Raw genomic sequence first — 13191 nt, 5'->3', positions numbered from 1 at the left:
TAGCATGAACACAAATCTAAACACAGATCAAAGCTTAGAAAAAACAATAGAGCCTCCTAAGTCTAGCCTCGGGGTCTTTGGCTGGTTGAAAAAGAACCTTTTTAGCAATTGGTATAACTCTATTTTGACAATTATTTCGGTAATTGCGTTGTTCTATATTGTTAAAGGGGTATTTTCCTTTGTATTTATCAGTGCACAGTGGTCCGTTATTAGTGAAAACTATCGCCTATTTATGGTAGGACAATATACGAAGGCAGAAATTTGGAGAGTTTGGAGTTGTCTCGGAGTTGTATCTTTATTATTTGGTTTATCCGCGGGAATATGGAAAGGTACAGCCCGCCATATGTCCGTTTTACTTTCTGTTATCCTGTTGATTCACATGCTAGTTCCCTTCACTTCTGGTACAGCGAAAATGTGGTTGGGTATAAATATCGGGATTGTGGTATTCGGATATTTTCTTGCACCATTCATTCCTAAAAACAAAATCATTACGATTGCCGGTTGGTTTTTATCCTTTCCCTTCACCATTTTCTTACTTAATGGTTTTGGTGTGTTTTCAACAGTAAAAACAAATGTGTGGGGAGGATTATTGCTTACCCTACTTATTTCGGTCGTAGCAATTGTCGTATCCTTTCCAATCGGTATTCTTTTAGCATTAGGCCGAACGAGTAACTTACCTATCGTAAAGTATTTCTGTATTGCTTATATCGAAATCATTCGTGGTGTGCCGCTTATTACCGTTTTCTTTATGGCACAGTTAATGATTCCTTTATTCTTACCGGAGGGGCTTGAAATAAACAACGTACTCCGAGTCATGATCGGTGCAACATTATTTACAGCAGCATATATGGCCGAAAACGTTCGTGGTGGACTACAATCCATTCCTAGTGGTCAATTCGAAGCTGCAAAAGCAATCGGTCTAAATGGCCCTCAAGCGATGACGTTTATCATCATGCCACAAGCTTTAAGAGCAATCATACCAGCTATTGTTGGTCAAAGTATTTCAATGTTCAAGGATACTTCCCTAGTTGCTATCGTTGGATTAATTGATTTATTAGGTATTGCTCAGACCGTTATATCAAACCCTGATTTCCTCGGTAGACAAATGGAAGTTTATATGTATATTGCTCTCCTCTACTGGGTCATCGCTTATTCTATGTCTTACGCTAGTCGTCGTATGGAAAAATCACTCGGTGTCGGTGAAAGATAAAAATTGGTTATTTTCGAGGAGGTATCTTAAATGGCAGAAGCAAATATTGCAAAAGAAGAAGGAAAAGAAATAATTGTTTGTAACGGAGTAAATAAATGGTTTGGTGACCTTCACGTGCTTAAGGATGTTTCCTTAACCGTTAAAAAAGGTGAAGTTCTTGTAATTTTAGGTCCATCGGGATCTGGTAAATCGACCTTTATTCGAACAATTAACGGACTAGAAGAAGTTCAAAAAGGTGATATTGTTATTGATGGAATTAATTTATCCCATGATATTAAGGACATTGAAGCTATTCGAAAGGAAACAGGAATGGTGTTCCAGCAATTTAACCTATTTCCGCATATGACTATTTTGAAAAACATCACACTTGCCCCTATTTGGGTAAGAAAAAAACCGAAAGCAGAAGCAGAAAAGATTGCTTTAGAGCTATTAGAACGTGTAGGCATTCCTGAACAGGCTGACAAGTATCCTGGACAATTATCCGGGGGACAACAACAACGTGTAGCGATAGCCCGAGCACTTGCTATGCAACCAGAAATTATGTTGTTTGATGAGCCAACCTCCGCCCTAGACCCGGAAATGATTAAAGAAGTATTAGATGTTATGAAAGAACTTGCGCGTTCAGGGATGACAATGCTTTGTGTCACACACGAAATGGGGTTTGCGCGTGAAGTTGCTGATCGCATTGTATTGTTTGACGAAGGAGAAATCATCGAAACTGGAACACCAGAAGAATTATTCGACAATCCAAAACATGATCGAACAAAGCTATTCTTATCGCAAATTTTATAAAATGGATAAAAATCACCGAAGTTTTTTCGGTGATTTTTTGTTTTAACCTCAACCTATGTAAAGCTCCAGAATTGTTCTTTAATTATGGGAGATTGCGGAATCTATAAAAAAACACGGATTAAATGAACCCCTTTAGTAATACAAAAATATCCTATTAATATAAGACGATAATTGCAATATTGCTATTACTATAGAATAAAACGAAGGTGATTTTTATGGGAAATAAAAACAATAAACATAAAATTTCTACTAAAAGAGTGTATGATTGGGTAAACTCAACACAAACCTATAACATCACAATCCCTCTTCGCAGTAAAAAGGAAGCTTTAAAAGCATATACTTATCAATATTGGGCTTTATCTGATGGTATAAAAAAGGTTTATACAAATGAAGATGAAATCAAGGAATTAGGAAGCGATGGTATTTTAAACCCAGAAACTGTTTCGTATATTAATCTTTTTATAAATGGGTTATTACAGCCTCCAAATACCTACTACGTAGAAGAAGGTTCTTTAACTTTAAAAACAAGTGATGTTCCTAACAAAGGGGTACCAATTGTACTTCAGTTTGTTTCCATTTATCAATCCTAATGGAAAAACTCGATTGAAATTGAAGATAAGAAAAAATTTAACCAGATTTTAAAAACAGAGAGCTTAGAAAAAACATAAGAAAAGGGAGATACTCCATCTCCCTCTTTGCATGTTCTTTATTAGGTTTCAACATCCGTTGTTGAAGCGGGAGAATAGTTAACAACTTCTAATACAACTGGTGTATCAGCTAGGATAGGATCTCCACCTGCTGGAACATCAAAAGCTAGTGAACCAGTTCCTGTAGCTCCGTCTGTATAAGTTGCATTTCCTTCCATTTGTAAAACACCATTAATATACACATTAAAATAACTGTTATCTGTTGCTAACGCTGGTAATTCCGTGGTGGCAGCACCATCATCACCAAAAAATTCAGCTGCATCAATTGTCAACGTACTTCCAGCATCGGTTTGGGCAGTTGTTACATAGAAAAACTTCTCAGGTGTAGGAACAACATCGGTAGTTGTCGTAGCTGTTACGTGAAGTTTCATAAGTTGGAGTGCCAAAGTTACAACCTCCTTTCTTTCTTCAGGACTCCTTATATTCTATGTTTTTTATATAGAATCGAATGGGTAAAGATAGTAGAATGAAGCATTAGTAATGAAAATGTGCTCGTTGCTGAGGGTGTTTGAAGTTACTACCCTCAATAAATGGAATAATAGGATATTACTTTTTGCACTCCAGCTATTACATCATTGAGGTCCTCAACTGACATTTTAGGAAACAATGGAAGGGTAATGATTTCTTGATAAACACTTTCTGCACGCGGACATAAACCTTTTTTATAACCCATTTGTTGATAAAAAGGATGTAAATAAACGGGGATGTAATGAACATTCACCCCAATATTTTCCTTTTGTAGCGCTTTGAATATTTCGTTACGATTTGTTTTCAATTTATGAACATTCAATCGTAAGATATATAAATGCCAACTAGAGTTACTGCCTTGTTTTTGAAAAGGTGTGATGATCTCATTCATGTTTTTAAAAGCATTATTATACTTGGTTGCATACTCTCTCCGTTTTGTAAGGAATGTCTTTAATTTTTTCAGTTGACTTAACCCTAGTGATGCCTGGATATCTGTCATCCGATAATTAAATCCTAACTCCTGCATTTCGTAATACCAGGGCTCATGAAAATTCTGAAGTTTATGAGGATCACGAGTTATTCCATGACTCCTGAATTCTAGCAATTTTTCATAATATAACTCATTGTCTGTCGTAATCATCCCACCTTCTCCAGTAGTGATGTGTTTGACTGGATGAAAGCTGAACATGGTCATATCCGCAATAGAGCCTATATATTTTTCTTTGTAAGTAGCGCCTAATGCATGTGCTGCATCATCAATAACAATAAGCCCCTGTTTTTGTGCTAGAGACATAATTTCATCATACTCAGCTGGCTGACCTGTAAAATCAACCGTGATAATTGCTTTTGTCTTTTCATTTATAAGAGGCTTGATGGCTTCAGGAGATATATTGTAAGTTTGAGGATTTATATCAGCAAATACCGGGGATCCACCCGTATACAAAATACAATTCGAGCTTGCTGCAAAAGTCATAGGTGTAGTGATCACTTCATCGTTATCTTTGATTCCAGCTGCAAAGCAAGCAGCATGTAAAGCAGCAGTTCCACTAGAGAATGCTACAGCATATTTAGATCCAACAAATTCAGCCACTTCTTTTTCAAACTGCGAAATTGTAGGACCAGTTGTAATAAAATCACTTTTTAATACATTGGTAACTGCTTTTATATCTTCTTCATCAATCCATTGCCTTCCATATGGCAAATAGGAATCCCTTACCGGTTTACCACCATGAAGCGCTAGATTGTCATTTTTTTTCATTTTTTATTCCTTTCTTTTATATTAGATTAGTAGATTTAATCCATTCTTCCGTTTTAGCAATCCCCTCTTCTAAACTATATTTGGGTTCCCAACCCAATAACCTTTTAGCTTTACTATAATCACATAGCAGTTTTGGTATTTCACTCTGTGGGTGAATATGTTCCACATGTTTAATCTTTGTTTCATCTTTAACAATAAGTATAGCTAATTGATTAATACTAACGTCTTTACCCAATCCTGCATTAACAATTTCACCTTCTACCTTATCAGAATAACCGGAATCTACGATAAAACGTGCACAATCTTCTACATAAAGCAGGTCACGGGTTTGAGTGCCATCTCCATATATATGCAGAGGCTTACCAGCTAGTTTGTTTTTTAGGAAAATAGCAACAACCCCTCCTTCTCCTCCCGTTTTTTGGTATGGACCATACGTATTGAATGGTCGAATAACAGTCACAGGAAGACCGTAGGCATAATAATAAGACAAAACCATATTCTCTGCAGCCAATTTGGAACCTGCATAAGGGGAAGCGGGCTTCACTCGATTATTTTCATTAATTCCATCTTCACTTAGAGCTCGATCATACACCATACAAGTACTCATAAATACAACCTTGACATGATGTCTTTTGCATTGTTCCAATATATTAAAGGTACCAATCGCATCATTATTAAAAGTAGTCTGTGGATCATCAATACTATCCTGTACATTTATGCTTGCAGCCAGGTGATAACAAATATCAAATTTTTTCATAAACAAATGATTCAGTATTCGAATATCTTTTATATCACCTTTAATAAAACCTTTAAAATTTTTATTGGTTTTCATATCTACTATGTTTTCTTTTCTTCCGTTTGAAAGGTCATCCAACACCCATACTTGATGACCATCCCTTAAAAGTAGATCGACTACCCACCTTCCAATGAAACCTGCACCTCCTGTTACAAGAGCTTTCACAACATTCATCCTTTCGTTATGCTTCTCCAAACATCTTATTTCCAATTATCAAAATATATTCATGCTAAATCTATATATTATCCCAAGTGAGGGGAGTACCAGCTTTCATATCGTTTTTAGCCTGTTTCCCTAGTATTTGTTCATAATATTTTGGAGATAAACCATATCCAGGCCTCACTATCCTAAGGTTCTCTTTTGTGAAGATATCCCCAGACTTTATATCTTTTGAAACATAAATAGATCTTCTGAATTTTAATGAAGATTTTTCTTTATCTGTAGGACCATATGAAACCTTCCCTAGTGCTTGCCAAGCACGCTTTGTTTCTGCTACTAATGATGTCATTTCAGATGGTTCCATAGAGAAGGCAGAATCTACACCACCGTCTTTCCTCGACAACGTAAAGTGCTTTTCAATTACAGTAGCTCCCATGGCCACACTTGCTACGGCCACTCCAGTTCCCAATGTATGGTCCGATAACCCCACCTGTACATTAAACAGCTCTCTCATATGTGGAATAGTCATAATGTTTGTGTTATCAGGCGTTGCTGGATATGTGCTTGTGCATTTCAACAAGATCAAGTCCTTACACCCCGACTCCATTGCTGCTTTTACCGTTTCATCCAATTCAGCAACAGTGGACATACCTGTAGATATAATCATTGGTTTTCCGGTAGATGCTACTTTTTTTATTAATGGAATATCAGTATTTTCAAATGATGCAATTTTATAAAATGGAACATCTAATTTCTCAAGAAAATCCACTGCGGTTTCATCAAACGGTGTACTAAATGGAATGATTCCTAATTCACGTGCACGATCAAAAATTGGTTTATGCCAATCCCAAGGTGTATATGCTTGTTGATACAATTTATATAACGAATTTCCTTTCCATAGACTAGCTTCATCGTTAATCACAAAGTCTGGATTTTCAATATTTAACGTCATTGTATCTGCTGTATATGTTTGTAGCTTAAGAGCATGTGCACCTGATTTAGCAGCTTCTTCAACGATTTCAAGTGCTCGTTCTAAAGAATGATTATGATTTCCAGACATTTCTGCAATAATAAAAGGAGAATGTCCTTCCCCTACTTTTCTATTAGCTAGGTTAATCTCTTTCATTCATACCACCCCATATTGAATTCTTGTTTTTAAGTATAAAGTTACTTTATAAGAATGCATTGTTCCACAACCTTTCTAACTCCAAGAATATCTACCAATTGCAATGAATTCCTTGACATTTTTGACAATTCAATTGGATTTCCCAAAAAATGTTTTATAATATTAGCAACTTTATTACTTGTAACTTGGTCAGCCTTTCCCACGTTAATGATTGATCCTGTTAAAGCAGTATGCTTCGTTAACAATTCTTGATTATGGGCAATGGTCATAACAGCAGTTGGAAGCCCAAGACTACACCTCTCCCAAGTAGTACTTCCCCCTGCGCCAAATGCTAAATCAGCCTTTAACATTAATTCAGATATATAACTCACATTAGAATAATAACGAATATTTGAATTTGACTCGCATATTTTTCTAATATTCCTCGCGTTACGGTTTATTTTTCCAACAACAACATCTAGTTCAATAGAATTATTATTAAGTTTTAGAAATCCTTCAATAACTTTTGAAGTTTCATTAGTTGGGTCACTACCTCCCATGAAAACAAGAATTCGATTTAATTCACGTCGAATCCTAGGAGTTTTCTGCCTGAATTCATCTCTTAATAAAGCATATTGAGGACCCAAAAGTGTTTTACATCTGCTTGGAACCAAACCGATGTACCTTCTTTCTTTGTTAATATAATAATTTTGGTCTAATAATAGGTCACAATTATGTTTTCTATCAGCTAAGTCATCAATTACCATTATATTATCTACAAATGGCCTAATTTCATCTTCCCAACGATGGTCTATAGCATAATGGTCAATAATTAGCCAAGTAACGTTCTTATTCTGTAAAATTGCTTTTGTTTGTTCAACATCTTTCTCCCAGGAAACAGACAACCATTGTGAGTGTTTTGTCACTAAAGTATATGACTGAGAATAGGAACCATTAAGCGTATATACCTGGTATCCCTTCTCTTTAATTAAATCAATTAAGTCACCATCAAGATCACGACAAATAAAATTAACTTCGTGATTCTCTTTTTTAAATTCCTCAGCTAGAGTAAGACATCTGATTACATGACCTGATCCGATTTCTCTAGATGCGTCAACTCTTATAAAAATATTCATTTTATTTATCACAGCTTCTATAGCATAGATATAATAATAAAGGACCAATATAGATTACATCTATATACTTTTTTAAACGGCCAGAGTATAAATGAACTTGAACAATACTATCCATCGTTTTCTCCTCACTTTTTCTAAATTCTAAATAAGATATCCTTTCTAAGATTAACTAAATCGTATAATAAACGGTGTTTTTTCTTACACTTATTAGAATTATTACAATTGTCCAATGCCTAAAATAAACTCAAATTTGTAATATGCCCATTTATCAATCCCTTCTAAGCAGAAAAAACTTACTTTAATATGTTTATTAAGAAAAATACTAACAGTTAAAGACTATGGCCTATTAATCTAATCTTTTTTTATTAATCATAAAAAATAAGTGTTCAAACATATAATAAAATGAAATCGCGTTAATAATTTTTGAGATAAAATTTATCAAGCCTGATCAAACTTGGGTCAATGACCGTTCATTTAGATTTTTTGCTTACATAAATCCAATACGTCCTAGAAATTACTACTAAATTACAGAACATCTTTAACTTCAAAAAATGCACATTGTCACAATTTGATGTTTTACCAATAACATACTAATAAGTTGTAACAAGTGTGAAAAGAAATATAAAGAACCTAATGAAATCAATAACTTCTAATTAATTCCTTTAATATCTTTAAATCCGGTAAAGTGAATTATTGTAAACGATTAAATAGGGATACCATTTAATTTTTATTTCGTTATCTCTGTAAAAAAGGAGAGAAAGTATGGTTCAGTTAGCACTAGGTACAGTACAGTTTGGTTTAAACTATGGAATTTCTAATACAGATGGGAAAACACCTTTTGAAGAAGTAACTAAAATAATGGCTTTTGCAGAATTAATTGGGGTGAATATTTTAGACACTGCTGTAGATTATGGTGACAGTGAAAAAGTTATAGGAAAGTTAACACAATATGGTTTTGGTCATTTTAAGGTAATAACAAAAATCCCGCCTTTTAAAAGTAAAATAATAACGGATAACGATGTAAAAGAAATTGAATTGGTTGTGAAAAACTCCTTAACCAAATTAAAAAGAAATAAAATTTATGGGGTGATGTTCCACAATATTAGTGATTTATTTAAAGTTAATGGAGGAAAGCTATATTCTAAATTACTAGAATTAAAAAAAAAAAATTATATTGAAAAAATAGGATTCTCGGTTTATGACAGTGAAGAAATAGATTTTTTACTGAATAAATACACATTTGACATCATACAGTTACCGATAAATGTTTTAGATCAACGTTTGATAAATAGTGGGCACCTTTCGAAATTAAAAAGTAAAGATATAGAAGTTTATTCTAGATCATTGTTTTTACAAGGTCTATTATTAATGAACCCTAAATATTTTCCAAATTATTTGACACCACTAATTCCTATAGTTTCCAATTTCCATAATGCTTTACAGGAATATGGAATGTCACCACTTGAAGGATCAATGGAATTTATCAAAAGCATAAAAGATGTAGATTATGCTGTCGTTGGCGTTAATAACAAAGAACAACTTATTGAAATTAGTTCGGCATTTAAACATAACGCTCAATGTCCCATTGATTTTTCGGAATTTGCATGTGACAAGTTAAATTTAATAGATCCAAGGAGATGGTAATTTGAAAAAAATTGGAATCATTGGATTAAGCGAAGGGAATGGTCATCCATATTCTTGGTCAGCAGCTTTTAATGGATATAATGTAGATGTTATGAAAGATTGTCCATACCCTGTTATTCCTCAATATTTATCTCAACAAAATTTCCCACATGATGCTATTAGAGATGCGAAAGTTAGTCATATTTGGACTCAAGATAAATATTTATCTAAGCATATTGCAAAAGCCTCTTATATAAATAACATTGTAGAAGATTATAAAGAAATGATTGGAAAGGTAGATGCTATTTTACTAGCAAGAGATGATTATAAAAATCATGTTAAAATGAGCCTACCTTTTATTCAAGCTGGCTTACCAATCTTTATTGATAAGCCAATATCGATATCCAAAAAGGATATAGATCAGATCTTTGAACACGAACAATACAACGGACAAATATTTACTGCCTCAATTACTTCTGGTGCTAAAGAATTTAAACTATCAAGTAACGAGACAAATAAAATAGGGAAATTAGAATATATAGATGCAACAGTTATGAAAAGATGGGATAAATACGCAATTCATATTATAGAACCTGTATTAAACCTAATCGGTGAACAAGGAAAGATAGTTAGCCATGACACACTTAAAACTAAAGAAAAAACAATTCTCTCTCTACATTGGGAAAGTGGATTAGTCACTACTTTTTCTTCATTAGGAGAAATACCTACTCCTATTAGTATTCGTTTGTTTGGAGAGAAGAATCATAAAGAATTAGTTTTCCTAGACACTTTTTATGCTTTAAAAGCAACATTACAAAGATTTATAGATATTATACAAAAAAAGGAAGATCCTTTGAATAAAAACAAAGTGTATCAAATAGTCGATATAATTGAAAGGGGGTTACATAAATGAACCAAAAATGCATATTTATCACAGGTGGCACAGGAAAAGTAGGGAAAAAATTAGTTACTCATTTTGTAACTAAAGATCACATTGTAATTTTTACTTCGCGGTCTTCTGAAAAAGAAAAACAACTTATTCATGAAGTCAAGAAACTTTATCCTTCCGGTAAAATATATGGTATTAATGTAGATTTTGAGAAAGACAACTATATTCAACGAATTTTAAATTTCCTTGATAATCAGTATCTTAAACCTCATGTTTTAATTAATAATGCTAGAAATTTAAACTATACTTCTATCGAAAGCGGCATAACTACTAATAAAAATTGGCTAGGGGAATTTTCACTTGGTGTTATTGTACCTTATGAGCTGTCGATGGCGTTCTATCAACAGTCAGATTCTAACTTAGAAAATATTATAAATGTTTCCTCAATGTATGGTGTCGTACCCCCTAACCCTCATTTGTATGAGGACTTTCATCATCAATCCCCAATCAATTATGGTGTTACTAAAGCTGCTTTAATACATCTTACAAAAGAATTAGCAATAAGACTTGCTCCTGATATAAGAGTAAATACTATCTCGTATGGTGGAATAGAAGGTAGGAGCAATGAATTATTTAAACAACGATATGCTAATCTTTGCCCACTGGGGACTATGCTACAAGAAGAAGATGTAATAGGTGGAGCCGATTTTCTCATGTCTAATGGCTCCAAAATGATTACAGGACAAAATATTGTAGTGGATGGAGGATGGACTGTATGGTAATAAAAGGGAACTGTGTTGCGATTATACCGGCAAGAGGTGGATCAAAGCGTATACCGAAAAAAAACATCATTAACTTTTATGGAAAACCTTTGATTGCTTGGACTATTAAGGCAGCTAAAGAATCAGGTATATTTGATCATATTATTATCAGTACAGATGATCAAGATATCGCAGAGGTCTCTAAAGAGTATGGAGCAGAAGTTCCTTTTCTCCGGGATCAATACGCAGATGATCATTCCCCAGTTAGTTTGGCTACCATTCATACTCTTTTACATGCAGAAACCTTTTTAGAGAAAGAGTTTCTAAATGTTGTCCAATTGATGCCCAATTGTCCTTTAAGAAGTAGTAATGATATTTTAGAGGCATATAATTACTTTACGGAAAACAATCATTCTTTTCAAATTAGTTGTTTTAAGTTTGGATGGATGAATCCCTGGTGGGCAGTAAAGCTAGATAGTAACCTTATTCCAAAACCTCTTTTTAAAGAAGTATATGCAATGAGATCTCAAGATTTAGAAACACTCTATTGCCCTACAGGAGCAATATGGATTGCAAATAAAAAGAACCTAGTCAAAGAAAATACCTTTTATGGTAAAGACTACATTTACTACCCTCTTGACTGGAAAGCTGCCATCGACATTGATAATCAAGAGGATTTAGAGATGGCTCAATCTGTTTGGATTATGGAAAATAACATAAATGGAAATAATTAGAAAAATTAACTTTTAGACTTAATAAACCCAGGGCAAAACAAAGACAACAAAGATACCCAACTAAGTATCTCTGTTCTTAAAATATAAAAACTTTTTCTTATTAAATGTATATAGATGATTATTTACTGCAATAAATAACGTTTTATTTTGTCAAACTGTTTAGGACAAAATAAAAAATGGAAAGGCTAGTTTATCAGCTTATTAATTAACTTTTTTAATCGTTCTCCGGACATAGTCCTATCAGGATATGCATAGGACAAAAACTTTTCTCTTATATTGGTAGTATAACTTTTCCAATTAGGATCGGTAAAATACTTTATGACTAATTTAGCTAACTTTCGTGGATCTGATTGAGCCATTTGATCCAAACGATTATAATAGCCAGTATAGCTATCAAATTTTTTATTTAAAATAAATACGCTTTTTTCTGCAAGCATAGCTTCTAATCCGACTGTAGATGTGTAAGCAACGACAGCATCTACGTGGGGAAATATATCATAAAGATTATATTTTCGCACAAAGCGAACAAGTGGAAACTCTTTAGATAGTACATGGGATTTTCCTGTAAAATTAGGAAAATCTTTAATCAAAATATTTAAATCAAGCTTTTTCGAAATGGTGTCGATTAAAACTTTCCAACTGTCTAGTTCTTTCATTCCTCTTATAGCAATCAATAATGTTTTCTTTCTGGGATCTAGGTCAAAATATTTATTAAAATTAGCACGAGAAACTCTACTACGTGAGAATGCTTGATCAAATCTAGGATGACCTATTATCTCTAGAGTTTCTGGCTGTGCTCCTTTTTTTTGGTACCAATCTACCTCAAATTTACCATATACGGCATCCACAGTTGCAATTTTCGGTAAATACCCCAATTCATTTGAAATAATTCCATGTTGCATACAGATGGTAGGTATGCCCTTTTCTGCAGCAACTAACGCTAATATACGACTTGTATGCCTATTAGTAGTCGAGACTATGATACAAGAAGTAGAAACATCATGTAGAAAGTTGTTATACATTTCAATATAGTTAATGACTACAGCTATTTTATTTAAAAACCAACGTTGAAATTCTTTTTTCTGATATAGATGGTGTCCTTTATATATTTGAAACATAGCTCTCGCCTGTTTTTGTATTTCAGTTACCGTTTTTTCTACATTAGGTGCATAATTATTTAAAAAATAGATAGGTAGCTTATAATTTAATTTGTTGTTGGTTTCAACTTTCTTTTGTTTCGCTTTGTTACCCTTAACAGGTATGACATTTTTGAAAGATACATTCACATTACTATTTACCATTTTATTTTTTGCTAATGCTTTATTTTTCACTGATGATCCAATTTTTTGTTTATTGCTTTGACCAATGGTTGAACGCTTCGTGTTCCTTTGTTTTTGACTACCGGGAACAAGTCGAACTGTTTTGGATGGATTAAAATTATCAATAAATGTTTTTAATGGAAAACGGAGCAAATTATCCGTGAATACAACAACTTTTCCGTTTTTATTTTTTACTAACATTTTTTTTTGATGTGATTGAACAAAGCTATTATA

13 protein-coding genes are annotated in these 13191 nt (G+C 33.5%); 7 read left to right on the top strand and 6 right to left on the bottom strand.

Going from position 1 to position 13191, the window contains the following annotated elements:
• The first annotated feature begins 4 nt into the window (after positions 1-4).
• From JOC48_RS13025 to JOC48_RS13015, 3 genes are all read left to right on the top strand, one after another.
• Entirely contained in the window at positions 5-1210 is a 1206-nt protein-coding gene (locus JOC48_RS13025; protein ID WP_204500376.1) for an amino acid ABC transporter permease, read from the top strand.
• A 30-nt stretch (positions 1211-1240) separates the two neighbouring features.
• Entirely contained in the window at positions 1241-2002 is a 762-nt protein-coding gene (locus tag JOC48_RS13020) for an amino acid ABC transporter ATP-binding protein (protein WP_204500375.1), read from the top strand.
• A 215-nt stretch (positions 2003-2217) separates the two neighbouring features.
• Positions 2218-2592, top strand: a complete 375-nt coding sequence (locus JOC48_RS13015) for a DUF4183 domain-containing protein (protein ID WP_204500374.1) — start codon at positions 2218-2220, stop codon at positions 2590-2592.
• 119 nt (positions 2593-2711) lie between these two features.
• Here the strand turns inward: JOC48_RS13015 and JOC48_RS13010 are convergent, their stop codons facing one another.
• The 5 genes from JOC48_RS13010 to pseG form a co-directional block, all read right to left on the bottom strand.
• The gene (locus JOC48_RS13010) at positions 2712-3095 is read right to left on the bottom strand and encodes a DUF4183 domain-containing protein (RefSeq protein ID WP_204500373.1); all 384 of its coding nucleotides are present in this window, start codon (positions 3093-3095) and stop codon (positions 2712-2714) included.
• Positions 3096-3232: 137 nt separating this feature from the next.
• Positions 3233-4435 carry a UDP-4-amino-4,6-dideoxy-N-acetyl-beta-L-altrosamine transaminase gene (gene pseC, locus JOC48_RS13005; protein ID WP_204500372.1) on the bottom strand — a complete coding sequence of 401 codons (1203 nt, stop codon included), beginning with the start codon at positions 4433-4435 and terminating at the stop codon, positions 3233-3235.
• A 16-nt stretch (positions 4436-4451) separates the two neighbouring features.
• Positions 4452-5396, bottom strand: a complete 945-nt coding sequence (locus JOC48_RS13000; RefSeq protein WP_420829220.1) for a dTDP-glucose 4,6-dehydratase — start codon at positions 5394-5396, stop codon at positions 4452-4454.
• Positions 5397-5466: 70 nt separating this feature from the next.
• Positions 5467-6516, bottom strand: coding sequence for a pseudaminic acid synthase (gene pseI / locus JOC48_RS12995; protein ID WP_204500369.1), 1050 nt, complete (start codon positions 6514-6516; stop codon positions 5467-5469).
• 41 nt (positions 6517-6557) lie between these two features.
• Positions 6558-7631: a UDP-2,4-diacetamido-2,4,6-trideoxy-beta-L-altropyranose hydrolase gene (pseG, locus tag JOC48_RS12990; protein ID WP_204500367.1), complete on the bottom strand. Its 1074-nt coding sequence runs from the start codon at positions 7629-7631 to the stop codon at positions 6558-6560.
• A 762-nt stretch (positions 7632-8393) separates the two neighbouring features.
• Between pseG and JOC48_RS12985 the strand changes: the two genes are divergently transcribed.
• From JOC48_RS12985 to JOC48_RS12970, 4 genes are read left to right on the top strand one after another with little or no spacing between them, the layout of a single operon-like run.
• Positions 8394-9275, top strand: coding sequence for an aldo/keto reductase (locus JOC48_RS12985; RefSeq protein ID WP_204500364.1), 882 nt, complete (start codon positions 8394-8396; stop codon positions 9273-9275).
• Position 9276: 1 nt separating this feature from the next.
• Entirely contained in the window at positions 9277-10167 is an 891-nt protein-coding gene (locus JOC48_RS12980) for a Gfo/Idh/MocA family oxidoreductase (protein ID WP_204500362.1), read from the top strand.
• Positions 10164-10925, top strand: a complete 762-nt coding sequence (locus JOC48_RS12975; RefSeq protein WP_204500359.1) for an SDR family oxidoreductase — start codon at positions 10164-10166, stop codon at positions 10923-10925. The genes JOC48_RS12980 and JOC48_RS12975 overlap by 4 nt, the downstream gene beginning before the upstream one ends.
• Positions 10919-11638, top strand: coding sequence for an acylneuraminate cytidylyltransferase family protein (locus JOC48_RS12970; protein WP_204500357.1), 720 nt, complete (start codon positions 10919-10921; stop codon positions 11636-11638). The genes JOC48_RS12975 and JOC48_RS12970 overlap by 7 nt, the downstream gene beginning before the upstream one ends.
• Before the next feature lie 185 nt (positions 11639-11823).
• On the opposite strand, the gene JOC48_RS12965 is transcribed toward JOC48_RS12970, so the two are convergent.
• The gene (locus JOC48_RS12965) at positions 11824-13158 is read right to left on the bottom strand and encodes a capsular polysaccharide export protein, LipB/KpsS family (RefSeq protein ID WP_204500355.1); all 1335 of its coding nucleotides are present in this window, start codon (positions 13156-13158) and stop codon (positions 11824-11826) included.
• Between the last annotated feature and the right edge of the window lie 33 nt (positions 13159-13191).

Source organism: Aquibacillus albus, assembly GCF_016908325.1.
GTDB lineage: Bacteria > Bacillota > Bacilli > Bacillales > Amphibacillaceae > Aquibacillus_A > Aquibacillus_A albus.
Note: the sequence above shows the minus strand (reverse complement) of the source record. Positions and strands in the feature narration are given on the sequence as shown.